Below are 26,397 nucleotides of genomic sequence, written 5' to 3'. Positions count from 1 at the left end.
CAAGACCATCAGCGGGTCAAGCGGTCAGTGGATGCACCCGCGGGACGTTTGCCGATGAAGGCCGCCGACCGCCACCAGGATGCCGAGGCTGATGGCGGCAACCGGAACCAACAGGGCCAGCCGGATCGCCTCCAGGCGCGCGTCGGGCGATGGGTCGGCTCCAAGCGCCAGCACGCTGATGGCGCTGGCCGCCGAGAGGCCGATGCCGGCGCCGAACTGGAACGAGGTGTTGACGAGCGCGCTGGCCAGACCTTGCTCCGCCTCGGCGATGCCATCGGTGGCCAGGATGGTCAGGGGTCCATAGACGAAGGCGAAGGAGAGCCCGATCAGGATCATGGACGGGAACATCGCGGCGTAGGTCCAGCCAAGGTCGAGCCGCAGGAACAGCGCGTAGGACAGGCCCGACAGCGCGAGCCCCGCGACGACCACCCTCGGCGTGCCGAAGCGCGTCACCAGCCAGGGTGTCACGGTCGGCGCGACGACCGCGTCGACCGCTACCGCGAGCAGCGCCAGGCTGGTCTCGAGCGGGGTCCAACCCAACAATTCCTGGAGGTAGATCGAGACCAGGAACTGGAACGCGAAGAACGCGGCCGCGAACAGCAGCGCCCCCAGATTGGCCCGGACGAGACGGTCGGATCTCAGGATGCCGAGCCGGACCAGCGGGTCGGGCCGCCGCGTTTCCACCACGATGAACGCGGCGGCGAGGAGCAGGCTGGTAACGAGGGCGCCGACCGTGAGGACCGGCGCGTGGAACGGGTTCTCCAGCCGGGTGACGGTGAAGGCCGCGAGCAGCATCGCCGATGTCAGGAGCACGGCGCCCGGCAGATCGAACGAACGGTTGCGGTTGCGGTCCCGGCGCCCATCGTCCGCGATCAGGATGGGCGTCAGCGCGAAGATGATCACGGCCAGGATGACCGGCGTGAAGAAGACAAGCCGCCAATCGACCGCCGCGAGCAGCCCGCCGGCGACGAGACCGAGCGAGAAGCCGGCGGCTCCGGTGGCGGAATAGATCAGGATGGCTTGGTTGCGCGCGGGACCCTGGGCGAAGTTCGCCGTGATCAGGGCGAGCCCCGCCGGCGTCATGAAGGCGGAAGCGACGCCCGTGACGAAACGCGCCACCAGCAGCATCCAGCCCTCGGTCGCGAAGCCACCGAGGCCCGAGAACAGGATGAAGACGGCGAGCGCCGCCATGAAGACGCGGCGCTTGCCCAGCAGATCGGCGGCGCGGCCGCCGAGCAGCATGAAACCGGCGTACCCGAGGACATAGAGGCTGACCACGGCGCTCAAGGTGGTCGTTTCGAGACCCAGCTCGGCACGGATCGCGGGGGCCGCCACGTTGAGCATCGCGACATCGATGCCCTCGAGGAAGATCGCCCCGCACAGCACCATGAGGGCTCCGACCGATCTCAAGCCGCTCAGCCCAGGTGAGCCGGCGTTCGACGCGCCGGACATGCCGGTCGCTCCTCTCGTCGGTTGATCGGGGACCGGGATCGTCCGGATCCTAGCTCTTGAACACGACGCCCAGTTCGGCGACCTGCTCCGGCGTTAGTGGCCGTATCGGGTGGCCGTGCAGGAGGAAGTGGAGCTTCGCGGTCTCCTCCAGCTCCTCCAGGGCGTAGAGCGCGTCGTTGAGGGTCTTGCCGGCGATTACGGGACCATGGTTCGCCAGCAGCACCGCCGCGTGCTTGACCGCGACGTCCTTGACCGCCATTGCCAGCCGTTCGTCGCCGGGCCGGTAGTAGGGCACCAGGGCCAAGTCGCCGACCCGCATGACGTAGTAGGCCGTCAGCGGCGGCAGGACCGGCGCCCCCGGCTGGTGGTCCAGGCACGACACGGCGACCGAGTGGGTCGAGTGGGTGTGGACGATGGCTCCCGCGTCCGGACGCACGTCATAGACGCAGGTGTGCAGGAACGCCTCCTTCGACGGCGGGTCGCCGCCGATGTGGCGGCCCGACGCGTCGAGCCGCGCCAGCTGCGCCGGGTCCAGCGCGCCGAGCGAACTGTTGGTCGGCGTCACCAGCCAGCCATCGTCCAGCCGGACGCTGAGATTGCCCGAGGACCCATGGACCAGTCCGCGCCGGTACAACAGGTCGCCCATCCGGCACAACACCTCGCGGGCTTCGTTTTCCCTCATCATCCGGTTCCCTTCCCTTCACCAGCCAGTATGGATCAACCCAGCAGGGCGTTGAAGATCAACAGCGTGACCATGGCGGTGGCCCAGCACAGCGTCGTCGGGACCGACCAGAGGAGCATCTGGTGCTTGGCGTTCCGGACGCCCAGCATGCGGTTGATAACCCAGAAGTAGCTGTCGTTGAAATAGCCGAACACCATCGAGCCGATCGCCGCCGCCTGGGCCGCGAACACCATGTTGACGTCGGGGATCTGCATCAGGATCGGAGCCGAGATCGACGCGCCGGTGATCATCGCGACCGTGCCGCTGCCTTGGATCAGCCGGACCAGCGACGAGATCACGAACGGGATCAGCACGGCGGGAAGCGGCAGCGTCGCCACCAGCTCGCCCATGTACTGGCCGGTGCCGCTGTCGCGCAGGACCGCTCCCAGGGCGCCGCCGGCTCCCGTGACCAGCAGGATGATGCCGGCGCTCTCGACGCCCTTCTCCATCTCCATGATCACTTCCTGGCGGGGACGGCGCGACGCCAGGCCATAGACGGCCACGACGACACCCAGACCGACCGCGATGACCGGATTGCCGATGAAGGCCGCGACCTGGACCGGCAGCGAGGCCGCCATGGACGCGTCGCCGCTGGCCTTGACGATGCCGGCGACCAGGGTGTTGACGAAGATCAGCACGATCGGCACGACGATCGGGAGAACCGACAGCCAAAGCGGCGGCAGCTCCGTCGAGCGGGCCTGCTCGGCGTCCTTGAACTGCCGGTAGGCGGCGCTGAGGTTTTCGCCGGTGTCGCGCTCGATCATCGCCTCCAGGCGCGGTCCCATGAAGCGGGCGTACCAAACCAGCACGATGGTGCTGGGGAGGGTCAGCACGACACCCCAGAAGATCATCAGGCCGATGTCGATTCCGAAGATGCCGGCGACGCCCAGGGGGCCGGGCGTCGGCGGCACCGCGTGGTGGGTCAGCATCAGGCCACCGGCCAGCGAGATGCCCAGCGTCAGGAGCGACTTGCCGGTATTCTGCGACAGGGCCCGCACCAGCGGGCTGAGGATGACGAAGGCGCTGTCGCAGAAGATCGGGATGGAGACGATGTAACCGGTCGCCGTCATCGCCCATTCCTCGCGCTTCTCGCCAAGCGTGCGGACGAAGCTGAGCGCCATGCGCTCGGCCGCCCCGGAGATTTCCAGGATGCGGCCCATCATGACGCCGAAGCCGATGACGAGACCGATGGTGGAGAGCGTGGCGCCGAAGCCGGTGGTGATCGATTTGACGATGGCCTCGGGGGCCATGCCGGCCGAAATGCCCGAGATCGACGCCGCGATGACGAGAGCCAGCACGGGATGGATCTTCGTGCGCAGTACGAGCACGATCAGGATGAAGATGGCGAAGCCCAAGCCATAGATGGCCGTGGGCCCGACCGCGGAGACCGCGCCGTTCATAGGGTATGCTTCCTTGAGATTATTGCTTGTTTGGACGGTGGCCGATCAAAGTCACTGGCCATGGTCGCGCATGTGGGCGCGGACGACGCCGTCGAAGTCGCCGTCGCGGGTGAAGCCCAGGGACAGACTGCGGGTCACGTCGAAATCGCCGGGCCAGCTCAGCACGATCCGCTTGATCCGCTCGTCCTCCGCCAGGGTGACGCGGGCGCGGGCATCCTTGCCGCCGACCCGCTCCAGCCCGTCGAGCATCTCGGCCACGGTGACGCTGATGCCGGGCAGGTTGACGGTGCGGGTGTCACCGAACCGCGATGCCTCCACCACGGCGGCCTGGATCAGGTTGGCGATCACGGTGTCGGGCGACGAGATCCACAGGCGCGTACCGGTCGGAACGGGGCAGACGCTGTCGACGCCCGCCAGCGGCTCGCGGATGATGCCGCTGGCGAAGGACGATGCCGCGGCGTTGGGCTTGCCGGGCCGGACCACGATGGTCGGCAGGCGGCAGACCCGGCCATCGACGAAGCCCTTGCGGGAGAAGTCGTTGACCAGCAGCTCGCCGATCGCCTTCTGGGCGCCATAGGACGATTGCGGCATAACGGCGATGTCGTCGGGCACCAGATCCGGCAGCTTGCCGCCGAATACGGCGAGCGAGCTGGCGAAGACGAATCGCGGCGGCTGGGGTAGCTTGCGGCAGGCCTCCAGCAGCGTCAGCGTTCCCGCCATGTTGACCGCCATGCCCAGGTCGAAATCGGCTTCCGCCTGACCGCTGACGACGGCGGCGAGGTGATAGACCGCGCCGACATCCGGCGTGATGACGCTCTCGATGAAGGCCTTGCCGGCGATGTCGCCGGTGACCGACTGGACGCGGGCGTCATCGACGGGACAGGCCGCCAGATCGACCGAGACGATCGACGTGAATTCCGGGAATCCAGCGGGCCGCTCCTGGGACAGGAGGGTGCCGATCAGACGGGCGCCGAGGAAGCCGGCGCCGCCGGTGACGACGAGTTTCATGGTGTTCACTTCCCTTGGACTTGGAGTTGCTTGCTTGTTCAGGCGCTGCTGCCGCCGTGGCTCAGCCCGCGATGTGGACGGCGATGCCCATGCCGGTCAGCGCGTCGCGGACGCTTGGCGCCAGCCCGTCATCGGTGACGATGGCGCCGAGTGCTTCGAGCGGAACGGCGTTGAAGGTGCCAACCTTGCCGTATTTGCTGGAATCGGTGACCAGCACCGGTTTGACCGCGCATTTGACGATCGCCTGTTTGACCGGCACCTTGTTCTCCGCCGGTGTCGAGACGCCGCGCATGCCCCAGGACGAGGTCGACAGGAACGCCACGTCGAAGTTGAAGCGGCGGATGGACTGGGCCGCCGACTCCCCAACGCAGGACTGGTTCTCCCGCTCGACCTCGCCGCCGGAGTGGTAGAGACGGCAGGCCGAGTTCTGGGCCAGGAACGCCGCCACCACGAAGTCGTTGGTCACCACCGTGATGTCGGAACGGTCGGGCAGCCGCCGCGCGATCTCCAACGTGGTCGTTCCGGCGTCCAGGTAGATCACGGCACCTTCCGGCACCAATTCCGCCGCGGCCTTGCCGATGGCGGCCTTTTGGCCGTGCTGGAGCCGCGCCTTGACGACATGCGACGGCTCGACCGAAATCCGCTCCGGCAACTGGACGCCGCCGGTGACGGACATCACCTGCCCGTCCCGCTCCAGCTGCTGGATGTCACGGCGGATCGTCATGTGCGACACGCCGAGCAGGTCGGTCAGCTCCGCGATGCTGATGACACCGCGCCCCGCCAGATTGGACGCGATGAAATGCCGCCGCTCGGCCGGGATCATCGGGGCTTTCGCCATGGCGACCGCCGGGCCTCAGCCCCGCTTTTCCTGGGCGTCGAAGAAGAAGCGGGGACCGCCGAAATTGCCCGACTTCAACGCCAGCGAGATCGGCCGGTCGACCGCGCGCACCCACGGCACGCCGGGCGCTATCTGCGGACCGATGTGGAAGCCCGTGACGCCGAGCGACTGGACGACGATGCCGGAGGTCTCGCCGCCGGCGACGATGAAGGTGTCGGTGCCATCCTCGGCGAGCAGCTTCGCCAACTGCCCGAAAGTCCTCTCCACGGCCCCGCTGGCCTGCTCGGCGCCGTGTTGTTTCTGGATGCGGGCGAGTTCGTCCGGATCGGTCGTGGCGTAGACCAGGGGCGCCAGGTCGCCGCCCTGTTGATCCCTGACCCAGGCGAACAGTTCGTCGGCGTAACCCTCGTCCGACAGGCAGCGGACGACATCGATCGGGCAGGCCGGAGCCTCGTCCTTGTATGCCGCGACCTGGGCATTTGTCATCTGCGAGCACGAACCGGACAGCACGACCGGGCGTTCGCCCGAGGGCCGGCCGGCGGCGGCGGCCTGCGCCGGATCGCTGAGGCGGTCGGTCCAGGCTTTCGCCATGCCGTCGGCCAGACCGGAGCCCCCCGTCACCAGCCGCATGCCGGCGACCGCCTTGCCGACGGTCGCGACATCGGCGGCGTTCAGCACGTCGAGCACGGCGTAGCGCATGCCCTTGCCGCGCAAGGCATCGAGCGACGCCTTGACGGCCTCGACGCCGCGCGCGACATCGTCGGCGTGGACGTCGCCGCACTTGCCGGTGGACTGCGCCTCCATCAGGCGCATCAGGTTGCTATCGGTCATCGGCGTCACGGGATGGTGGCGCATGCCGGATTCGGCCAGGGGCACGCCGTTGACGAACAGATAACCGTTGTAGATCGTCCGCCCATTGACCGGCAGCGCCGGGCAGATGACGGTGAAATCCTCCCCCAGCGCGTCGAGCAGCGCGTCGGTCACCGGGCCGATATTGCCGCGCGGCGTGCTGTCGAAAGTGGAGCAGTATTTGAAGAAGAACTGCTCGCAATCCCGCGCGCGCAGCCACTCCAGGGCGGCGAGGCTCATGGTGACCGCCTCGTCCGCCGGGCAGGAGCGCGACTTGAGGCTGATCACGACCGCGTCGGCCTCGACTTGCAAGCCAGCCTCCGGCACGCCGTTGAGCTGGATCGTGCTGAGCCCATTGGCGACCAGGAAGCCCGCGATGTCGGTCGCTCCGGTGAAGTCGTCGGCGATGATCCCGAGACGCATCACTTGGCACTCCCACCCGGCAGCGTGATCCCGGCGAAGGTCTTGATGACCGCGCTGTCGTCCTCCTTGCCGTAGCCGGCGTTGCTGGCGTTGGCGAACATCGTGTAGGCGGTGGAGGCCAGCGGCAGCGGGAACTTGAGGGTGCGGCCGGTCTCGGTCACCAAACCCAGATCCTTGACGAAGATGTCGACCGCCGATTTGGGCGAGTAGTCGCCATCGACCACATGCTTCATGCGGTTCTCGAACATCCAGGAATTGCCAGCCGCGTTCGTGACGACATCGTACATCAGGTCGAGCGGGATGCCAGCGCGGGCGGCCAGCGCCATCGCCTCGGCTCCGGCGGCGATGTGGACGCCGGCCAGCAACTGGTGGATGATCTTGACGGTGGCGCCCAGGCCAACCTCGGCGCCGATCTCGTAGACCTTGCCGGCGACCGCGTCGAGCACGGGGCGCAGCTTCGCGAAGGTCTCGGCGGCGCCGGACGCCATGACGGTCATCTCGCCGGCCGCCGCCTTGACGGCGCCGCCCGAGACGGGAGCGTCGAGCATGGCCAAGCCATGCTCCGTCAAGCCCGCCTCGATCGACTTGGCCTCGTCGGCTGAAATCGTGGCGGAGACCATCACCGCGGTGCCGGGGCGGAGCTTGGTGGCCAAGCCGTCGTCGCCAAAAAGCACCGACTTGCATTGCGCCGCGTTGACGACCAGCAGCAGGACGGCGTCCAGCTTATCGGCGAACGCCGCGCCGTCGGTGCCGACATCGACCGCGCCCGCGTCCTTCAGGTCGGCGCGGGCGGCGGGGTTGATGTCGATGCCGTAGGTCTGGAGGCCGGCGCGGATGCAGGACTTTGCCGCCCCCATCCCCATGGAGCCCAACCCGACGATGCAGACATGGAAAGTGTTGGCTGCCGCCACGACGATCCTCCGATGTTATGTTTTGTGCCTGATTGCTGGCATGCCCACCAAATTATCACAAATCGTTAACCTGTAAAGCCACTTTTCACAGATTTTCACATCACGTCACAGATCGACTCACCGGAAGGATGAGGTCGCGTATCGCGGTTGGTTGGCGCTGGAAGGAACTGGCCCGATCGGCATCCCGCCGACATGCCTGACACTTGAGAATGATTTGCATCCTCACTGCGAATCTGTATCATGTCCTCGCTTCTGATGTCGATTGACGCGAGGAACCATGTGCGAGCGGTGCGAAGCTGATTCCGTGGAGTTGCCGAACGAGGCCAAGGGCCGGCGCAAGCTTTGGGACATCGCCCAACACCTGCACTGTTCGATCATCGGCACTTGCCTATCGATGGACGACCTGCGCAAGCTGACCCGCAAGGGCGGCTTGCGCATTTCCGACGACGCGACCGATTATTGCATCCATAGCTACTTCGTCCGCGAAGCCGGGACCAACGGCAAGCTCGCCCGCTTCCTCCACAAGATGCTGGACGACAAGCACGCGGCCGATGTCCGACGCTTCTCCACCGCCAAGGACGGCGACGAGATCGAGGCTCTGTGGCGGAAGGCGTTCGACAGCGGCAGGGTGGCCGGCGCCTACTGGGCTATCATGACGCTGCGGACCGTGCCGCAGGAATTGATCACCATCGTCTATGGTCAGGTCCATATGCTGTCCCACGTGCTGGGCAGCTACAACCGCAACGCCATCCAACGGCTGGCGACGGCGGAGAAGCAGATCACCGAGTTGACCCGCCAGCGGGACACGCTGCAAGCCGCCAAGCTGGAGCTTGAACGCGCCAAGGAGAAGCAGGCGCGCGACCACGAGGCGGAGCTTCGCCGTGCCCGATGCGGCGCCACCGCTCCCGCGACCGGGTTCGATCCCCGGGAGACGATCACGCTGAAATCGCGCTTGGCACGAGCCGAGCACCGGCTGACGGCGGAGCGGGAGCGCCGCCGCGCGGCGGAGGCGCGGGTGGCGCGGCTCGAACTGCTGGATGACGACGCGGCGGCGGCGACAGCCCCCGCCCCGCCCGCGACCGCCACCGCTGAGCCGCCTCCCGGCACCCTGCGCGCGATCAACGTGGCCGGGCAGTGCGTGCTCTATGTCGGCGGCCGGCAGGCGCTGGTCCCCCATATCCGGTCCGCCGTCGAACGGCGCCAGGGCCGCCTGCTGCACCATGACGGCGGGTTGGAACAGGCGCCGAAGATCCTGGAGAATTTGGTGACGCAGGCGGACATGGTGTTCTGCCCACTCGACTGCGTCAGCCACGCGGCGTGCCTGCGGGTCAAGCGCCTGTGCCAGCGTCTCGACAAGCCGTTCATGCTCCTGCGCAGCAGTGGCGCCAGCTCACTGGTCCGGGCGCTCCGGCCAAATCACGTCGAGGGAGAGGCGATACGATGACGTCCCATATCGAGCAGCTTTGCATCGAGAAAGGGTTGAAGATGACGGACCAGCGCCGGGTGGTGGCGCGTGTGCTGTCCGAGGCCAACGATCACCCCGACGTGGAGCAGGTCCATATCCGGGCCATGCGGATCGATCCCAACATCAGTATCGCGACGGTGTATCGGTCGCTGCGCCTCCTGGAGGAGGCCAGCATCATCGAGCGGCTGGATTTCGGCGACGGGAGGTCGCGCTACGAGGAGGCGTGCGAACGCCACCACCATCACCTGATCGACATCCAGACTGGCGAGGTGATCGAGTTCATCAATGACGAGATCGAGGAATTGAAGCGCAAGATCGCGCACGATCTCAACTATCGCCTGATCGGCCACCGCCTCGAGCTCTACGGCATCAAGCGTCGTACCGACAAGGACGAGTGAGATCCGACCAAGTGAGAGGCGCCGCGGGTCGCGCGGCGCCTCTCCCGGTGGATCACACCACCGTCAGGCGGACATCCACGTTGCCGCGGGTCGCGTTCGAGTAGGGGCACACCTGATGCGCCTTCTCGACGATCGATTCCGCCTGGGCGCGGTCGAGGCCCGGCAGCGAGATCCGAAGCGCCACATCGAGGCCGAAGCCGCCTTCCGAGCGCGGGCCGATGCCCACGTTGGCGGTGACGGAGGTTTCCGCCGGTACCTTCACCTTCTCCTGGGCCGCCACCACCTTCATGGCGCCGATGAAGCACGCGGCGTAGCCAGCGGCGAACAGCTGCTCGGGGTTGTTGCCCTCGCCACCCTGGCCGCCCAGCTCCTTGGGCGTCGCCAGCTTGACTTCGAAAGTGCCATCCGTGGTCGAGGCGCGGCCATCGCGGCCCCCGGTGGCGGTGGCTTCGGCGGTGTATTTGACATCGACGGTCATGTTCAATCCTCCCGTTTCTTGTGCGTATAACGGATACAAGATACCACAGGTCAAGCCTTGTTCTTGTAGTAAACGTCCAGGAAGACGGCGGCGAGCAACACCAAGCCTTTGATCACCTGCTGCCAGTCGATGCCGACGCCCATGATCGACATGCCATTGTTCATCACACCCATGATGAAGGCGCCGATCACGGCACCAGTCACCCGCCCGACGCCGCCGGACGCCGAAGCGCCCCCGATGAAACAAGCGGCGATGACATCGAGTTCAAATGACACGCCCGCTTTTGGCGTCGCGGTGTTGAGCCGGGCGGCGAAGATGAGGCCAGCCAGCGCCGCCAGCACGCCCATGTTGATGAAGGTGTAGAACGTCACCCGCTCGGTCGCGATGCCCGATAGCTTGGCCGCCTTCTCGTTGCCGCCGATCGCGTAGATCCGCCGCCCGATCGTCGTCCGCATGGTGACGAAGGCGTAGAGCGCTATCAGCGTGAACATGATGATCAGGACGTTCGGCAGCCCTTTGTACGACGACATCAGGAAGCCGAGATATCCCACGACCGAGGCCAGGACGAGGTTCTTCAACGCGAAGAAGACGAGCGGTTCCTGCTCCACTCCGTGTTTTTGCCGGTTCAGCCGGTTGCGGACGTTGAGGGCGATCAGGATGGCGGGCACCACGACGCACAGCAGAAGCGAGGTGACATGGATCGACGCGCCGCCGAAGACGTCGGGGATGAAACCCGAGCTGAGCTTCTGGAACTCGACCGGGAACGGCCCGACCGACTGTCCGGCCAGCAAGGCCAGGCTCAAGCCCTTGAACACCAGCATGCCCGCCAGCGTCACGATGAAGGATGGTATCTTGAAGAACGCGACCCAGTAGCCCTGCGCCGCCCCGATGGCGCCGCCGACCAGCAGGCAGATCAGCGTGGTTGGGATGTAGTGGATCTTGAACTGGACCATCATCACGGCGGCCAAAGCGCCGATGAACCCGACCACCGATCCGACGGAGAGGTCGATGTGCCCGGCGACGATCACCAGCAGCATGCCCAGCGCCATGATGATGATGTAGCTGTTCTGCAGGACGAGGTTGGTCAGGTTGAGCGGCTTCAGCAGCGTCCCGTTCGTCATGATCTGGAAGAAGATCATGATGGCGATCAGCGACAGCAACATGCCGTATTCGCGAAGGTGCTTCTTGATGAACAGCTTCAACGATCCGGCGTCACCGCCGGACGGAGCCAAAACCGTCTGGGTACTCATGCCGACTTCTCCCCGTCCATGTCACTTGTCGCCAGGGCGCCGTTTCTCATGATCGCGCGCATGATCCTCTCCTGGCTCGCCTCGGCCGCCGGCATCTCGGCGACGAAGCGGCCCTCGTTCATCACGTAGATCCGGTCGCAGACGCCGAGCAGTTCCGGCATCTCGGACGAGATCATGATCACGCCCTTACCCTCGTCGGCGAGCTGGTTGATGATGCCGTAGATCTCGTATTTGGCGCCGACGTCGATGCCGCGGGTCGGCTCGTCCAGGATCAGCACCTTGGGCTTCGAGAACAGCCACTTGCTCAGCACCACCTTCTGCTGGTTGCCGCCCGACAGATTGACCGTCTGCTGCGACACGCTGGAACAGCGGATGTTGAGCCGCCGGCGGTAGTCCCCGGCGATGGCCAGTTCAGCCATGTCGTCGATCACCATGGCGCGCGAGACGCCGCCCAGGTTCGCCAGCGAGATGTTGTGGGTGATGTCGTCACCCAGCACGAGGCCGTAATGCTTGCGGTCCTCGGTGACATAGGCCAAGCCGTTGTCGATCGCGCGCCGAATGGTGCCGACGTCGATCTCCCGTCCCTCCATGAAGGCTTGGCCGGTGATCCGCTTGCCATAGGAGCGTCCGAACACGCTCATGGCGAACTCGGTCCGGCCGGCGCCCATCAGGCCAGCGATGCCGACCACTTCGCCGCGCCGGACGTTCAGGTTGACGTTGCGGATCATCTGACGGTCGGCGTGGAGCTGGTGATAGGCGCTCCAGTTCCGCACCTCGAACAGCACGTCGCCGATCCGCGGCTGCCGCTTGGGATACCGGTCGGCCAAGGCCCGCCCGACCATGCCCCGGATGATCCGGTCCTCGGTGACAGCGCCGCCGTGGCAGTCCAGCGTCTCGACCGTGCAGCCATCGCGCAGAATGGTGATCGAGTCGGCGACCCGGGAAATCTCGTTCAGCTTGTGGGAGATCAGGATCGACGAGATGCCGTGCTCCTTGAACTCCAGCAGCAAGTCGAGCAAGGCGGCGCTGTCGCTCTCGTTGAGGCTGGCGGTCGGCTCGTCCAGGATCAGCAGCTTGACCTGCTTCGATAGCGCCTTGGCGATCTCCACCAGTTGCTGCTTGCCGACGCCGATGTCGGTCACCAGCGTCGAAGGCGGGTCCGACAGCCCGACCTTGCGGAGCAGATCCCTGGTCCTGGTCTCCACCAGCGACCAGTCGATGATGCCAAACCTGGACTGCTCGTTGCCGAGGAAGATGTTCTCGGCGATCGACAGCTGCGGCACCAGCGCCAGTTCCTGGTGGATGATGATGATGCCGAGCTTCTCGCTGTCCGAGATGCCGCGGAACCGCCGCTCCTCCCCTTCGAAATGGATCCCGCCGGTGTAGGAGCCGTGGGGATAGACGCCGCTCAGCACCTTCATCAGCGTCGATTTGCCGGCGCCATTCTCGCCGACCAGCGCGTGGATCTCGCCCCGGCGCACCGAGAGATTGACGTTCTCGAGCGCGTTGACGCCCGGAAACGACTTGGTGATCCCCCGCATCTCAAGGATGGGTGTCATCCGTCACCTGACAACTGTGTTGCTGATCAAGCGGGGGGCGGAGCGCTCCAGCGCGCCGTCCCCGCCAAACTCCCGTGCCGGTTACTTGAACTGCGCCTCGGTGTAGTAGCCGCTGCCGACCAGAACCTGCTTCCAGTTGGAGGCGTCGACGCTGACCGGCTTCAGCAGGTAGGACGGGACCACCTTGACGCCGTTGTCATAGGTCTTGGTGTCGTTGACCTCCGCCTTGCCGCCGCTCAGCAGGGCATCGACCATGCCGACGGTGACCTTGGCCAGTTCGCGCGTGTCCTTGAACACGGTCGAGGTCTGTTCCTTGGCGAGGATTGACTTGATCGACGGCACCTCGGCGTCCTGGCCGGTGACGATCGGCATCGGCTGGCCGGCGCCGCCGTACCCGACACCCTTGAGGGACGAGATGATGCCGATGCTCAAGCCGTCATAAGGCGACAGGACCGCATCGACCTTGCGGTCGGAGTAGTAGGCGCTGAGCAGGTTGTCCATGCGCGACTGGGCGACGGCACCGTCCCAACGCAAGGTCGAGACCTTGTCCATGCCCGTCTGGCCGCTGCCGACCACCAGCTTGCCGGTGTCGATGTAGGGCTGCAGCACCGACATCGCGCCGTTGTAGAAGAAGAAGGCGTTGTTGTCGTCGGGCGAGCCGCCGAACAGCTCGATGTTGAAGGGGCCCTTGCCGTCCTTCAATCCGAGCTTGTCGACGATGTAGCCGCCTTGCAGCACGCCGACCTGGAAGTTGTCGAAGGTGGCGTAATAGTCGACATGGCTGGAACCCCGGATCAGCCGGTCATAGGCGATGACCTTGATCCCTTGGCTGGCCGCTTGGTCGAGCGCGTCGGATAGGGTGGTGCCATCGATCGCGGCGATCACCAGGACCTTGGCGCCCTTTGTGATCATGTTCTCGATCTGGGCCAGCTGGTTCGGGATTTCGTCCTCGGCGTATTGAAGATCGGTTTGGTAACCTTTCTCCTTGAAATACTTAACCATGTTGTCGCCATCGGCGATCCAGCGCGCCGAAGACTTGGTTGGCATGGAAATTCCGACCGGACCCTTGTCCTGAGCCTGTGCGGCCGGCATGGCCGCGAACAGACCAAGCGCCAATGCCGCGAACGCGGACGCGATTGCCTTCACTTCGTTCCCTCCCAAGGAAAAGTTGTATTACAGCAAATCATTTGTTCTTGGCTTCTTCAGGCTCCTCTTCGGGAACCGCACGGCTTAAGCCGATTGGGCGGACCCCGCGCCAGCTTGACGTCGGCCTGAAATCGCCGTAGCGTTAGTTTGACACGCGAATTAATTAAGTCAAGAAAGAGTGCTGGCCGGACTGACGGCGTGCCGTCAAGCTGTTCACAAGCTGAAAACAAGAATAACGCCTTCGGAGGGAACGTCGATGAAGATCAGGATCGTCCTGGCGGCGGTGATCGCCACCACCTGCCTGACCGGTGTGGCGCTGGCCGACACCTCGTCCAAGAAGATAGCGCTGTCGAACAACTACGCCGGCAATTCCTGGCGTCAGGCCATGCTGAAAAGCTGGGGCACGGTCACGTCGAAGGCCGTCGCCGACAAGGTCGTGGCCGACGCCTCCGCCTTCACCACCGCCGAGAACCAGGCGACCGAACAGGCGGCGCAAATCCAGAACCTCATCCTGCAAGGCTACGACGCCATCGTCATCAACGCCGCCTCGCCGACCGCGCTCAACGGGGCCGTCAAGGAGGCCTGCGACGCTGGCGTGACGGTGGTCTCGTTCGACGGCATCGTGACCGAGCCCTGCGCTTGGCGGGTCGCGGTGGATTTCCAGAAGATGGGCGCCATCCAGGTCGACTATCTGGCGGAACGCTTCCCCGATGGTGGCAACCTACTGGAGATCCGGGGCTTGGCCGGCGTGTTCGTCGACGATGAGATCCACAAGGGAATCGAGGAAGGCGTCAAGAAGCACCCGAAGTTCAAGATCGTGTCCTCCGTCCACGGCGACTGGGCGCAGGAGGTGGCGCAGAAGGCCGTCGCCGGCGTGCTGCCGACCCTGCCGCCGATCAAGGCCGTGGTGACCCAGGGCGGTGACGGCTATGGCGCGGCGCAGGCGTTCAAGGGCGCTGGCCGCGAGGTCCCGATTATCATCATGGGCAACCGGCAGGACGAGTTGCTGTGGTGGAAGGACCAGAAGGAGGCTTCCGGCTACGAGACGATGTCGGTCTCGATCGCTCCCGGCGTCGGCACCCTCGCCTTCTGGGTCGCCCAGCAGATCCTGGACGGCAAGCAGGTTCCCAAGGACCTGATCGTGCCGTTCCTGTCGGTCGAACAGAACAACCTCGAGGAAAGGCTGAAGCAGACCGAGAAGGGTGGCGTCACCAATGTGGAGTACTCGCTGAACGACGCCCAGGCGGTCATCGCGGGCACCAAATAAGCCGGGCACCTAGTAGGTTTGGAAATATCCATGAGTGGTGATGCCACAGCCTTGCGACTCGACGATGTCCGCAAGAGCTTCGGTGCCGTCCGCGCCCTGGCGGGGGTCAGCCTCGCCATCGCGCGCGGGGAGCGGCTGGGACTGGTCGGGCACAATGGGGCAGGCAAGTCCACCCTGATGCACGTCCTGGCCGGGGTCCTGAGGCCCGATACCGGGACGATCGCCACCGAAGGCGGTGCCGTGGCCGATTACGGCACCGCGGTCGCCGGGCGGCTTGGCGTGCGCTGCGTCTTCCAGGAACTCTCGCTCTGCCCCAACCTGACGGTCGCGGAGAACGTCAGGGTACCGCACCCGAGCTTGCGCGGCTGGGGCTGGCGGCGGCGGGCGGCGCGGCTGATCCTGGACCGGCTCGACACCATCTTTGCCGGTCACGGCATCGATCCGGGCGAGACGGTGGCGGATCTGGCCCTGGGCCGCCGCCAGATGGTGGAGATAGCCCGGGCCTTCACCGTCACCGACACGCCGCTCCGGCTGGTGATCCTGGACGAGCCGACCTCGTCGCTGGACGCCACCGCCGCGGAACAGCTCCTGAACTTCCTGCGCCACGCCAACCAGCACGGCGTCGCCACGGTCTTCATCTCCCACATCCTGCCGGAGGTGCTGGCGGCGGCCGAGCGCGTCGTCGTGATGCGCGAGGGGTTGGTCGTGCTCGACCGCCCGGCGCGCGAGCTTACGCGCCGCGCCATCGTCCAGAGCATGGGGGCAGAGGACGAGCATCCCGGTGCCCACGGCGCCGGGGCCGGTAAGGTGAGGAGCGGTAGGGCCGACCGCGCCACTCAGCCGCCGGCCGTCCTGGCGCGGTCGGGCGGCGGCACGGACTTGGTCGCCAAAAAGGGCGACATCGTTGGGCTGGCCGGGCTGGCCGGCCATGGTCAATCCACCATGCTGCTGCGCGTTTTCGACGCCTGGGGACGAAAGGACCCTTCGACCGTGGTGGAAAGCCCGGTGGCGTTGGTGCCGGGCGATCGTCAGTCCGACGGCGTGTTTCCGCTGTGGTCGATCTCCCGCAACATCTCGATCCGGTCGCTGGCGACCTTGCGGCGCGGCGGCTTGATCGACCCGGCTCGCGAGCGGACACTGGCGGCCACGTGGCGCGAGCGGATCGGAATCCGGACCCCCGACATGGACAACGGCATCCTGTCGCTGTCGGGCGGCAACCAGCAGAAGGCGCTGTTCGCCCGCGCGCTGGCCTCCGATGCCGGCATCATCCTGATGGACGATCCCATGCGCGGCGTCGACATCTCGACCAAGTCGGAGGTCTACCGCTTCATCCGGGCCGAATCCGAGCGGGGCCGCACGTTCCTATGGTACTCGACCGAGATGGAGGAACTGTTCCACTGTGACCGTGTCTATGTCTTCCACGAGAACCGCATCGTCGCCCACCTGCCACGCGCCGAAATGACCGAGGCCGCCATCCTGCGCGCGTCCTACGCCGAAGCGGAGGAGGTCGCTTGAGCGCCGTCATCCTTCCCGCCGCCGCCCGGCGGTCCGGCCGGATCGATCCCGTCCGCCTGCTGCGGGCCTTGCTGCCCGCCTTGGCGCTGGCCCTGATGCTGGGGGTGATCTTCTCGCAGCAGCCGCGCGCCATGAGCTATGTCGGCCTGACCCTGCTGCTCAACCTGTCGATCCCGGTGATCCTGGCGACGCTGGCCCAGCTCTGCGTCATCACCGTCAACGACCTCGACCTGTCGGTCGGCAGCTTCGTGGGGCTGTGCGCCTGCATCGCCGCGACCCTGCTGAAGGACACCCCGCTACTGGGGGTCGTGGCCCTCGCAGCCGCCATCGCGGCCTATGCCTTGGTCGGCGCGCTGATCCAGTGGCGCGACCTGCCGTCCATCGTCGTGACGCTGGGACTGTCGTTCATCTGGACTGGCATCGCCGTGCTGATCCTGCCGACGCCAGGGGGGCGCGCGCCGGAATACTTGACCGCGATCATGAAGTGGAAGCCGGACTTCGTGCCGCTGCCGATCCTCTACGCGGTGGCTCTGGCGCTGATCCTCCATTGGGTGATGCGGTCGTCGTTCGGCACCATGCTGCGGGGCGCCGGCGGCAATCCCAAGGCCATGGGCAACGCCGGCTGGTCGCTGCTGCGGGCGCGCGTGACCCTCTACCTGATGGCGGGAGGCCTTGGCGCTTTGTCTGGTCTGGCGCTGGTGGGGCTGACAACCTCGGGCGACGCCAATATGGCGCTGCGCTACACGCTGATGTCGATAGCCGGCGTGATCCTGGGGGGCGGCGAGTTCACCGGCGGACGCGTCAACCCGATCGGCGCGGTGCTGGGTGCCATGACCCTGACCCTGGCCGGTTCGTTCCTGACCTTCATGCACATTCCGCCGGACTGGCAGATCGGAGCCCAAGGCGCCATCCTGATCATCGTGTTGGCGCTCCGCGCCGTGCTCAACCGCGCCGAGGAGCGGTCATGACCGCCGACGACATGCCGTCGCCCGCGTCGGCCTCGATGCGCGACACCCCGCGACGCCGACGGAGGACGGTACCCGTCTGGGCTTGGCCTCTGGGAGCGGCCGCCGTCATCCTGGTGATGACGCTGATCCACTCCGGCGGCCAAGGGGCCGGCGACATCCTGGCGGCCGCCGTGACGTTCTCGGCGCTGTTCGTCATCGTCGGCTTGGGCCAGATGCTGGTGATCACGTCAGGTCCCGGCAATGTCGATCTCTCGATTCCGGCGGCGATCTCCCTATCCGGGGCCATTGCCATGAAGGTGATGGACGGAGCCAACGGCATGATCGCCGTGGGCCTGCTGGCGGCGCTGGCCGCGGCCATGTCGTTGGGAGTCGCCAACTACCTGCTGATCCGGCTGCTGCGCATCCCGCCGATCATCGCGACCCTGTCCAGTTCCCTGATCGTGCAGTCGATCGCCATCGCCTATGGCCGTGGGCTGAAGATCAAGCCGCCGCCCGCCTTCGCCGATTTCTGCACGGGACGCATCCTGGGCGTGTCGAACCTGGCGCTGGTCGCCGCCGCCCTGACGGCGCTGGTCCTGCTGGCTCTGTCGCGTACCCTCTATGGCCGAACCCTGCTGGCGCTGGGCCAGAACGCGCGGGCGGCCCGCTTGGCCGGGACGCCGGTGACGCGGACCCGCCTGACGACCTCGATCGCGTCGGCCACGCTGGCGGGGCTGTGCGGCGTATTGCTGGCGGGCTTCTCCGGCGGCTCATCCCTGAACATGGGCGAGGAATACCTGCTGGCTTCCATAGCGGTGACGGTGATCGGCGGCACCAGCGTCGCCGGAGGACGCGCCGAGCCCTTGGGTATCTGGGGAGCGGCCCTGCTGCTTTTCCTGATCGTCACGATGCTTAACACGTTCGGCCTCAGTGCCGGCGTGCGGCTGATCGCGACCGGTCTGATCATCGTCACGGTGATCGCGATCGGCGGCGGATCGAAGCGAGTGTGACAAAGATCAGGCTTGGGCAAGGAAAAAGCGCGAAAAGACAGTTTCGCGCTTTTTCCGTTGAACCAAACCCGATGGGGCCCGTTTGTGCAGTGCGGTAGTGATACCGCATACGCCTTCTTGGGCGTTTCCTCCCTAGACTTCAGGCCGTCCGCGAGGACGGCCTTCTTTTTGCACAGTTTTCCGGGAAATGACACATAGCCTTAAGCATATGCGCTTAAGTTAAAGGTCATAACCTTTCCCTCACTGCGAAATATCGCCACTGCCGATGAATGCGTTCGTGACTTCGAGCGTGGCGATGGATGACTTCAGGTCGGCGATGAAGTGGTCGGCCAGCCGGGAACGGGGCCGGTAGATCGAGCTGAGGCAGGATATGCGCAGCGGCACGCGCGGCCGGAACGCCACCGTCGCGAGATCGCCGCCATCCTCCAGCGCGGTCACCCACGGATCGATCAACGCCACGCCGCCGCCAAACTGGGCGATCACCTTGGCGGCGTGCGACATGTTCGTCTCGATGATGATCTCGGGCGCGATGCCGAATTGCTGGAACGCTTCCCGGACGAAATGGCTGGGGGGAGCCTGGGCGTCGAGGAAGACCTGGCGCTCGCGCCGCAGGTCCTTCGGCGTCACCACCTCCAGCGCCGCCAACCGGTGATCGCGCCTCGTGACGCAGACGATCTCGGAATGGCCGACGATTTGGGCGTTGAGGCTGGGTTCGCTGACGGACTGATGGACGAAGCCCAACTCCACCTGATGCTTCAGCACCTGCTCCACGACGGTGTCGGAATTCATCGCCAGCAGATCGACGCGGACATTGGGCCGGGTCTCCAGGAAGCGCGCCACCGTCAAGGCCAGCGCCGTGGCGGCCAAGGTCGGGATGGCGGCGATCGATAGCCGCCCCTGGCGTGCCGACCGCATGGCGGTGACGCTGTCGTTGAAGGCGTCCAATTGGGTCAGGAGCCTTTGCGTTTCGACATAGAGCCGGTCGGCGTCGGGTCCCGGATGCAAGCGCCCACGCGAGCGGTGGAAAAGCTGCAAGCCGAAGTGTTCCTCCAGCTGGGCCAGCATCTTGCTCACCGCCGGCTGGGTGATGTTGTGACGGTTGGCGGTCTCCGTGACGCTCTGGGTTTCCATCAAGGTACGGAAGATCGCGAGCTGTCGCAGGCTCGGCAGCACCATAACCTCCAGGTTATGCAAGCGGGAATTTTATTCATTTGTCATCCTATCGCAACCACTGTCAAGCTGTCTCCAACATTTGAGTAATAACGGGGCCGCTTGAGATGAGCATTGACGTGCCGGAAAGCACTTCTTCGAAGATCGTTCTGTTCGAACGCGATGAATTTCTTGACCGGGCCGCCCGCGCCAAGAAACGGATGGTGGAAGCGGGCATCGACATCTTGTTGATCGCCAGCCCAGCCAATCAGTTTTGGCTGACGGGCTATGATGGATGGTCCTTCTATACTCCACAGATGGTGATCCTAGCCCTGGATGAGGAGGAACCGATCTGGTACGGCCGCAAGATGGACTCGGTCGGCGCCCGCTTCACCGTCTACATGGGCGAGGACAAGATCATCCCCTATCCCGACGCCTATGTGGCGTCGCCCGACGGGCACCCGATGGAGTACCTGGCGGGTTTGATCAAGGATCGGGGCTGGGGCGGCAAGCGGATCGGGGTCGAGAAGGACGATTACTACTACACCGCCCGCTGGCACGAGATCCTGACCCGCGACCTGCCGAACGCCACCTTTGTCGATGCCTTCCTGCTGATCAACTGGTGCCGCCTGACCAAGTCGGAGCGCGAGATCCACTATCTGAGGGAAGCCGGGACGATCGGGGCCGCCGCCATGCGCGCCGCGATCGAGGCCTGCGAAGTCGGCGTCCGCCAATGCGACGTGATGGCCGAACTGTACAAGGTGACGGTCGGCGGCACGCCCGAGATCGGCGGCACCTTCCCCTGCAAGCCGCCCAACGCCATGGTCGGCGAACTGTGCTCCGCGCCGCACCTCAGCTGGACCGATGAGCGGCTGAAACCCGGCGACATGTTCTACATCGAGCAGGGCGGCGTCCGGCACCGCTACCACTCCCCGCTGTCCCGCTGCGTCTACCTGGGCAAGCCGACCCAGGCCATGACCGACACGACCGCCGTGATCGTGGAGGGGCTGGAGGCCGTCCTCGCCACGGTCAAGCCCGGCATCGCGCTGGAGGAGCTGGAGGCCGCCTGGCGGGGCGTCATCGCTCGGCACGGCATCGTCAAGGACAGCCGCATCGGCTATCCAGTTGGCATCGGCTATCCCCCGACCTGGGGCGAGTTGACCTGCTCGCTGCGTCAGGGCGACAAGACGATCCTGGAGCCGGGCATGACCTTCCACTGCATTCCCGCGCTGTGGTTGGACAAGTACGGGCTGGTGGTCAGCGAGTCCTTCGTGGTGACGGAGACCGGCGCCGAGACCTTCGCCAACTTCCCGCGCGTCCTGTTCGCCAAAGATGCCTGAGATGCCGCTCCCCCCGCGCGGAACCGGCAGGATCGTCCATGGCCGATCCAATCTCTACGGCTATGGTGTCGGCATCCTGATGATCGAGGGGTATTTTCCCCGGCTGCCCGGAGCCATCGGCAACGCGACCACCTTTCCGTTTCCCGTGCTGCATCGGATCGTCAAAGGCGCCACCAGCGCCGTCACGGTGCGCGAGCTGTCGGCCCTGCCCCCTGATTCTGATGAGTATCGGGCGGCGGTGGCTCCGTGGATCGCCGGCGCCCAGGCGCTGGAGGAGGACGGCGTCAAGGCGATCACGACCTCCTGCGGGTTCTCGGCCATCTTCCAGCGGGAACTGGCCGCCGCCGTCAACATCCCGGTGTTCGCCTCCAGCCTGCTGCTGGCGCCGCTGATCTCGCGGATGCTGAAACCCGGCCGTCTGGTCGGCGTCATCTCCGCCGACGGCGGCAGCCTGGGACCGCGCCATCTGATCGGAGCCGGCGTCGATCCCGCCAGCATCGCGGTGGTCGGCCTGGAGGGATGCCCGCATTTCGAGGAGACCACCTACGCCGACCACCACGACCTCAACATCGACCTCCTGGAGGCGGAGGTGGTTTCGGTCGCGACCCGGATGGTCGACGACGATCCGCGGATCGGCGCGGTCCTGCTGGAATGCAGCCTGCTGCCGCCCTTCGCGGCGGCGGTCCAAGCCGCCGTCCGCCTGCCGGTCTTCGACTTCACGCATCTGGTCAACATGGTCCAGGGCGCCGTCGTGCGGCAACCCTTCAACGGCTTTCTGTGAGGATCCGATGAGGAACGCGATCTACCCAGCCCTCACCGCCGTCATCCTGGTCGGCGCCTGGTATCTGGCCGTGCTGTTCTTCGAGGTGCCGCGCTATCTGTTGCCCCTGCCGGGCGAGGTGGTGACGCGGCTGATCGAGGATCGCGACTTCCTGCTGCGCCATGGTTGGGTCACGACCTACGAGACGCTGGGCGGTTTCGCGCTCAGCATCGTGATCGGCATTCCGCTCGCCTTGCTGATCGTGTCGTCGTCGACGATCGACCGGGCGTTGATGCCGTGGATCGTGCTGTCGCAAACCTTCCCGAAGATCGCGCTGGCGCCGCTGATCGTCGTCTGGTTCGGGCTCGGGCTGGTGCCGAAGCTGATCGTGACCTTCCTGGTCGCCTTCTTCCCGATCCTGATCTCCACCATCGTCGGCCTGCGGTCGATGGAGCGCGACATGGACGAGCTGCGGCTGTCGATGCGGGCCTCGGTCTGGCAGACCTTCTGGTACTTCCGACTGCCGCTGGCGCTGCCCAGCCTGTTCGCCGGGCTGAAGGTCTCGGTCGCGTTCGCCGCCGTCGGCGCGGTCATCGCCGAATGGGTCGGCGCCAACGAGGGGCTGGGATACCTGCTGCTGACGGCCAACGCCAACCTGGACACGCCCCTGCTGTTCGCGGTGCTGGTCCTGCTGATGGTGCTGGGAATGGTCCTGTACCACGCGATCGAGATGCTGGAACGGCTGCTGATCCCCTGGCACGCGACGATCCGGCTGAAGACGGGGCAGCCCAGCTTCTAGCCGCTCCAAGGGAACATCGAACGATCAATCAAGAAAAAACGGGAGACCATCCCGGGGACGACCCATCGAAAATCAGGACATGGAGGCTTCAAACATGCTTCGCAACTTCTTCGCTTCGCTCTGCGTGGCCGCGGCGGTCTCCACGGCGGCACCCGCCCTCGCCCAGACCAAGCTCAACTTCCGCCTCGACTGGACGATCTATGGCAGCCACGCGCCGTTCTATCTGGCGCTGGAGAGCGGCTTGTACGAGAAGGCCGGTCTGGATGTGTCGATCTCGGAGGGCCAGGGGTCCGCGACCGTCACCAAGCTGGTGGCCCAGGGCGGCGATCAGGCCGGCTTCATCGATTTCGGCTCGATGGTCCGCGGCGTCGAGCAGGGCATGCCGCTGATCGGCGTGATGCGGGTGATCTCCGGCGTCATGTGCGTGATCTCGCACGAGGACGTGGCGATCCGCACACCCCAGGAGCTGGACGGCAAGGTCGTGGCATACGCGCCGTCGGAGTCGACCGGCCAGATCATGCCGGCGCTGCTGGCCGCCAATGGCGTCGATCCCGCCAAGGTCAGCGTGCTGACCCCCGCGACCGGCGCCAAGAACGCGGTCTTCCTGCAACGCCGCGCCGACGCCATCCCCGCCAACACCAACGTCCAGATCGCCCAACTGGAGGCGCAGGGCGCCAAGGTCAGCTACTTCAAGTATTCGGACTTTGGTGTCGACATCATGAACAATGGCATCGTCTTCAACGCCGATTACGCCAAGGCCAACCCGGAAGTCGTCCGCGGCTTCGTCGCCGCCACCCAGACGGCGTTCGAGATGGCCAGGAAGGACCCGAAATCGGCGTTGGACGCCTTGGTCAAGCGCCTGCCGCAGCAGGAGCGCAACCGTACCATCCTGGCCCGCCAGTTGGAGCTGACCTTCGACGCGCTCGAAACCAAGGCCACCCACGGCAAGCCCCTGGGCCACATGGAGGCGTCCGACTGGGAGTCGATGCAGGCGCTGCTGGTCAAATACACCGGCCTGCCCCGCGCCGTTCCGGTCGAGACGCTCTACACCAACGAATACCTGCCGAAATGACGGCGATGACCGATGTTTGTTTGAGGCGGCCGCTTCAGCGTCCGAGCGACGCCGCCATCGCGCTCACCGGCGTCGGCAAGACCTTCCTGCCGTCCGGCTCCGAGGTCGTGGCCCTGACCGACATCGACCTCACCGTCGGGGATGGCGAGTTCGTCGCCATCGTCGGCAGCTCGGGATGCGGCAAGAGCACCCTGCTCCGCCTGATCGCCGGATTGATGCCGGTCTCGACCGGAAGGGTCGAGGTCAAGGGCCATCGGGTCTCCGGCCCCGACCCCGGTGTGGGCATCGTCTTCCAGACCCCCGTGCTGCTGCCCTGGCGAACCGTCCGGCGCAACATCGAGCTTCAGCTGGACGTGCGGCGCCTGGGACGCTCCCAGCATGGGAAGGAAGTCGACCGGCTGATCGCCCTGACCGGCTTGGCCGGTTTCGAGAACAGCATGCCCTATGAGCTGTCCGGCGGCATGCAGCAGCGGGTGGCCCTGTGCAGGGCGCTGATCCACAATCCCGACCTGCTGCTGATGGACGAGCCGTTCGGGGCGCTGGACGCGCTGACCCGCGAGCAGATGAACGCGGAGCTGCAGCGGATCTGGATGGAGACCCGCAAGACGGTGGTCTTCATCACGCATAGCATCATGGAAGCGGCCTTCCTCGCCGACCGGGTGGTCGTGATGACTCCCCGGCCCGGCAAGATCCGCGAGATCGTGCCGATCGACCTGCCCCGCCCCCGCACCTTCGAGACCTTCAGGAACCCGGTGTTCCACGAGGCCTGCGACCGCATCCGCTCCCTGATGAGCGCGAGCGGATTGATGGAGTAGAACCCCATGTTCGTCCACCGCCCCATCCTGATGAGCGACGCCGGCATCGTCGTCAGCGGGCATCACAAGGCGTCCGAGGCCGGTGCCGCCGTGCTCAAGGCGGGCGGCAACGCGATGGATGCCGCCATCGCCGCCTCAGCCACCCTATGCGTCGCCATCCCGCACATGAACGGCTTGGCCGGCGACGCCATCGCGCTGTACCACGACGCGGCGACCAAGCGGGTCACGGCGATCGACGGCAGTGGCCGCGCTCCCGCCGCCGCCACGCCCGACGCGATCCGCGGCGCCGGTCACGCGGCGATGCCGAAACGCGGTCCCCTGACGATCTCGGTGTTCGGCTTGGTCGACGCCTGGGAAAGCTCCCTGGCGCGATTTGGCACGCGTTCCCTGCCAAGTCTGCTGGAGCCGGCCGCCGCCTTGGCGGCCAGCGGCGTGCCGGTCGATCTCACGTTCCAGACCTTCCTGGCGGGTCCGGTCTACGCGGCGCTGGCGGCGGACTTCCCGGCCCTGGTGGCGCTCTACGGCGCGCCGGGTCAACGGCCGCTCGGCGAACGCGTTCGCAACCCAGCCCTGGCCCGCACCCTGCGGGCCATCATCGACGGCGGCGCCGAGACGTTCTACCGGGGAGCCATCGCCCGAGCGCTGCTCGCCGATCTGTCGGCCGCCGGCGCCGTGATGACGGCGGAGGATTTGGCCGCGCACGAGACGGGGTTCGCGGACCCGCTGCGGGTGGACTTCGCCGGACGCCGGCTCCACGCGGCGCCGCCCAACTCCCAGGGATTGGCGCTGGCGCTGCTGGCGGGGCAGTACGACCGCGGACGCGCGGCGTCGGGCCGCTTGTCGCCCATGGACCCGGCCGAGTACCTTCCGATCAAGGAGACCGCCTTCATACACCGCGCCCGCCACACCCGCGACCCCGACGGACCCCGTCCGGATAGCTTGTTGGAAGCCGACGCGCTCGACCGCATGATCGCCGAGCGTTCCACGGCGACGGCGCCGCATCGCCCAGCCGGCGACACCTCGACCATGGTCGTGATCGACCGCTGGGGCAATGCCGTCAGCTGGGTACAGAGTCTATTCGAGGAGTTCGGCAGCGCCGTCGTCTCGCCCGAAACCGGGCTGGTCGCGCACAACAGGCTGGCGCTCCAGGGAATCGAGCCGGACGCCCCGTGGCCGTTGCTGCCCGGCAAGCGCCCGTTCCACACGCTGTGCCCAGCCCTGCTGGAGAACGAGCATGGCTGCGAGATCGCCATCGCGACCCCTGGAGACCACGGCCAGCCCCAAGGCATTTTCCAGGTCCTGCTCCGCATGTTCGCCGAGGGACACCACATCCAGGCCGCCATCGAGGCGCCTCGCCTGCGGCACGACGGCGGATCGACCGTGATGCTGGAGGACAGGGCGCCGGCGGCTTGGGCCGACGCGATCCGGGCCGCGGGCTACGACGTGTCGAGCGTCGGCCCGTGGTCGCGCCTGATGGGCGGCGTCAACGCGATCCAACGCCGCGCCGATGGCTTGCTGATGGCGGGAGCCGACCCTCGCCGCGCCTCATACGCGGTGACGGCGGACTGACGCCGCGCGGTGGTCAGGCGTCCGGCGCCGTCCGGTCGCCGGCCTCCAGTTCGCGGCGGGTGGCCTCCCTCATGTGGTCGAGCCGTTCGTGCGCCTGCTCGCGGCTCAGCGGCCCCTCGACATCCATGCCGATGGCGATGTAGTGGCCGTCGGGTTGGCTGATCGGCGTGCCGACCGGGAGGTTGATGTCGTCGGGCTGGTCGTTGCCGACCACGGCGCCGTTCCTAATCTCGATCAGATTGGCCATTCCTGTCGC

General features: G+C 66.2%; 25 protein-coding genes. 12 read left to right on the top strand and 13 right to left on the bottom strand.

The window, feature by feature from the left end; genetic code table 11:
* Nucleotides 1–24 precede the first annotated feature (24 nt).
* The 7 genes from N825_RS02835 to ltnD form a co-directional block, all read right to left on the bottom strand.
* Nucleotides 25–1,452 carry an MFS transporter gene (locus tag N825_RS02835; RefSeq protein ID WP_037446787.1) on the bottom strand — a complete coding sequence of 476 codons (1,428 nt, stop codon included), beginning with the start codon at nucleotides 1,450–1,452 and terminating at the stop codon, nucleotides 25–27.
* 49 nt (nucleotides 1,453–1,501) lie between these two features.
* Entirely contained in the window at nucleotides 1,502–2,134 is a 633-nt protein-coding gene (otnC, locus tag N825_RS02830; protein WP_157618982.1) for a 3-oxo-tetronate 4-phosphate decarboxylase, read from the bottom strand.
* 35 nt (nucleotides 2,135–2,169) lie between these two features.
* Nucleotides 2,170–3,573 (bottom strand): GntP family permease, encoded by a 1,404-nt coding sequence (locus N825_RS02825; RefSeq protein ID WP_037446783.1) that lies wholly within the window; start codon nucleotides 3,571–3,573, stop codon nucleotides 2,170–2,172.
* Nucleotides 3,574–3,624: 51 nt separating this feature from the next.
* The gene (denD, locus tag N825_RS02820; RefSeq protein WP_037446781.1) at nucleotides 3,625–4,581 is read right to left on the bottom strand and encodes a D-erythronate dehydrogenase; all 957 of its coding nucleotides are present in this window, start codon (nucleotides 4,579–4,581) and stop codon (nucleotides 3,625–3,627) included.
* Nucleotides 4,582–4,642: 61 nt separating this feature from the next.
* Nucleotides 4,643–5,419, bottom strand: a complete 777-nt coding sequence (locus N825_RS02815; protein ID WP_245612991.1) for a DeoR/GlpR family DNA-binding transcription regulator — start codon at nucleotides 5,417–5,419, stop codon at nucleotides 4,643–4,645.
* A gap of 15 nt (nucleotides 5,420–5,434) precedes the next feature.
* On the bottom strand, nucleotides 5,435–6,691 hold the full coding sequence (gene otnK, locus N825_RS02810) for a 3-oxo-tetronate kinase (protein WP_037446775.1): 1,257 nt from the start codon (nucleotides 6,689–6,691) through the stop codon (nucleotides 5,435–5,437).
* Complete coding sequence (gene ltnD / locus N825_RS02805; RefSeq protein WP_037446772.1) at nucleotides 6,691–7,602, bottom strand: L-threonate dehydrogenase; 912 nt, start codon at nucleotides 7,600–7,602, stop codon at nucleotides 6,691–6,693. Before ltnD ends, otnK begins: the two co-directional genes overlap by 1 nt.
* 304 nt (nucleotides 7,603–7,906) lie before the next feature.
* Here ltnD and N825_RS40215 point away from each other — a divergent pair, with 304 nt between their 5' ends.
* Together N825_RS40215 and N825_RS02795 are read left to right on the top strand one after the other, a co-directional pair.
* The gene (locus tag N825_RS40215; protein WP_245612990.1) at nucleotides 7,907–9,046 is read left to right on the top strand and encodes a DUF2325 domain-containing protein; all 1,140 of its coding nucleotides are present in this window, start codon (nucleotides 7,907–7,909) and stop codon (nucleotides 9,044–9,046) included.
* Nucleotides 9,043–9,465, top strand: a complete 423-nt coding sequence (locus tag N825_RS02795; RefSeq protein ID WP_037446763.1) for a Fur family transcriptional regulator — start codon at nucleotides 9,043–9,045, stop codon at nucleotides 9,463–9,465. The genes N825_RS40215 and N825_RS02795 overlap by 4 nt, the downstream gene beginning before the upstream one ends.
* A gap of 52 nt (nucleotides 9,466–9,517) precedes the next feature.
* On the opposite strand, the gene N825_RS02790 is transcribed toward N825_RS02795, so the two are convergent.
* From N825_RS02790 to chvE, 4 genes are all read right to left on the bottom strand, one after another.
* Nucleotides 9,518–9,943, bottom strand: a complete 426-nt coding sequence (locus N825_RS02790; protein WP_037447621.1) for an organic hydroperoxide resistance protein — start codon at nucleotides 9,941–9,943, stop codon at nucleotides 9,518–9,520.
* Between the two features lie 50 nt (nucleotides 9,944–9,993).
* The gene (gene mmsB / locus N825_RS02785; protein ID WP_037446759.1) at nucleotides 9,994–11,193 is read right to left on the bottom strand and encodes a multiple monosaccharide ABC transporter permease; all 1,200 of its coding nucleotides are present in this window, start codon (nucleotides 11,191–11,193) and stop codon (nucleotides 9,994–9,996) included.
* Complete coding sequence (mmsA, locus tag N825_RS02780) at nucleotides 11,190–12,752, bottom strand: multiple monosaccharide ABC transporter ATP-binding protein (protein ID WP_037446755.1); 1,563 nt, start codon at nucleotides 12,750–12,752, stop codon at nucleotides 11,190–11,192. The genes mmsB and mmsA overlap by 4 nt, the downstream gene beginning before the upstream one ends.
* An 81-nt stretch (nucleotides 12,753–12,833) precedes the next feature.
* Nucleotides 12,834–13,898: a multiple monosaccharide ABC transporter substrate-binding protein gene (gene chvE / locus N825_RS02775; RefSeq protein WP_084164249.1), complete on the bottom strand. Its 1,065-nt coding sequence runs from the start codon at nucleotides 13,896–13,898 to the stop codon at nucleotides 12,834–12,836.
* A gap of 256 nt (nucleotides 13,899–14,154) precedes the next feature.
* Between chvE and N825_RS02770 the strand changes: the two genes are divergently transcribed.
* From N825_RS02770 to N825_RS02755, 4 genes are read left to right on the top strand one after another with little or no spacing between them, the layout of a single operon-like run.
* A complete protein-coding gene (locus N825_RS02770; protein ID WP_037446750.1) occupies nucleotides 14,155–15,165 on the top strand; it encodes an ABC transporter substrate-binding protein in 1,011 nt (336 codons plus the stop codon).
* Nucleotides 15,166–15,195: 30 nt separating this feature from the next.
* Nucleotides 15,196–16,680, top strand: a complete 1,485-nt coding sequence (locus tag N825_RS02765; protein WP_037446747.1) for a sugar ABC transporter ATP-binding protein — start codon at nucleotides 15,196–15,198, stop codon at nucleotides 16,678–16,680.
* The gene (locus N825_RS02760) at nucleotides 16,677–17,648 is read left to right on the top strand and encodes an ABC transporter permease (RefSeq protein ID WP_051511462.1); all 972 of its coding nucleotides are present in this window, start codon (nucleotides 16,677–16,679) and stop codon (nucleotides 17,646–17,648) included. The genes N825_RS02765 and N825_RS02760 overlap by 4 nt, the downstream gene beginning before the upstream one ends.
* The gene (locus N825_RS02755; RefSeq protein WP_084164247.1) at nucleotides 17,645–18,637 is read left to right on the top strand and encodes an ABC transporter permease; all 993 of its coding nucleotides are present in this window, start codon (nucleotides 17,645–17,647) and stop codon (nucleotides 18,635–18,637) included. The genes N825_RS02760 and N825_RS02755 overlap by 4 nt, the downstream gene beginning before the upstream one ends.
* 240 nt (nucleotides 18,638–18,877) lie before the next feature.
* On the opposite strand, the gene N825_RS02750 is transcribed toward N825_RS02755, so the two are convergent.
* Nucleotides 18,878–19,813, bottom strand: a complete 936-nt coding sequence (locus N825_RS02750; RefSeq protein WP_037446744.1) for a LysR family transcriptional regulator — start codon at nucleotides 19,811–19,813, stop codon at nucleotides 18,878–18,880.
* A gap of 101 nt (nucleotides 19,814–19,914) precedes the next feature.
* On the opposite strand from N825_RS02750, the gene N825_RS02745 reads away from it, so the two are divergent.
* From N825_RS02745 to N825_RS02720, 6 genes are all read left to right on the top strand, one after another.
* A complete protein-coding gene (locus tag N825_RS02745; RefSeq protein ID WP_051511461.1) occupies nucleotides 19,915–21,126 on the top strand; it encodes a M24 family metallopeptidase in 1,212 nt (403 codons plus the stop codon).
* A 1-nt stretch (nucleotide 21,127) separates the two neighbouring features.
* The gene (locus tag N825_RS02740; RefSeq protein ID WP_037446741.1) at nucleotides 21,128–21,907 is read left to right on the top strand and encodes an aspartate/glutamate racemase family protein; all 780 of its coding nucleotides are present in this window, start codon (nucleotides 21,128–21,130) and stop codon (nucleotides 21,905–21,907) included.
* 7 nt (nucleotides 21,908–21,914) lie between these two features.
* Nucleotides 21,915–22,685, top strand: a complete 771-nt coding sequence (locus tag N825_RS02735) for an ABC transporter permease (RefSeq protein WP_037446738.1) — start codon at nucleotides 21,915–21,917, stop codon at nucleotides 22,683–22,685.
* Between the two features lie 94 nt (nucleotides 22,686–22,779).
* Entirely contained in the window at nucleotides 22,780–23,757 is a 978-nt protein-coding gene (locus N825_RS02730) for an ABC transporter substrate-binding protein (RefSeq protein ID WP_037446735.1), read from the top strand.
* A gap of 5 nt (nucleotides 23,758–23,762) precedes the next feature.
* On the top strand, nucleotides 23,763–24,572 hold the full coding sequence (locus tag N825_RS02725; protein ID WP_157618947.1) for an ABC transporter ATP-binding protein: 810 nt from the start codon (nucleotides 23,763–23,765) through the stop codon (nucleotides 24,570–24,572).
* A 6-nt stretch (nucleotides 24,573–24,578) separates the two neighbouring features.
* Nucleotides 24,579–26,141, top strand: coding sequence for a gamma-glutamyltransferase family protein (locus N825_RS02720; RefSeq protein WP_037446729.1), 1,563 nt, complete (start codon nucleotides 24,579–24,581; stop codon nucleotides 26,139–26,141).
* A gap of 13 nt (nucleotides 26,142–26,154) precedes the next feature.
* Here N825_RS02720 and N825_RS02715 read toward each other — a convergent pair whose 3' ends face one another.
* A complete protein-coding gene (locus tag N825_RS02715) occupies nucleotides 26,155–26,388 on the bottom strand; it encodes a hypothetical protein (RefSeq protein ID WP_037446726.1) in 234 nt (77 codons plus the stop codon).
* Between the last annotated feature and the right edge of the window lie 9 nt (nucleotides 26,389–26,397).

Origin of the sequence: Skermanella stibiiresistens SB22, from assembly GCF_000576635.1 — a bacterium.
Classification (GTDB): Bacteria; Pseudomonadota; Alphaproteobacteria; order Azospirillales; family Azospirillaceae; genus Skermanella; species Skermanella stibiiresistens.
The sequence above is the reverse complement of the archived record's forward strand: the minus strand, read 5'-3'. Positions and strand labels throughout refer to the sequence as shown.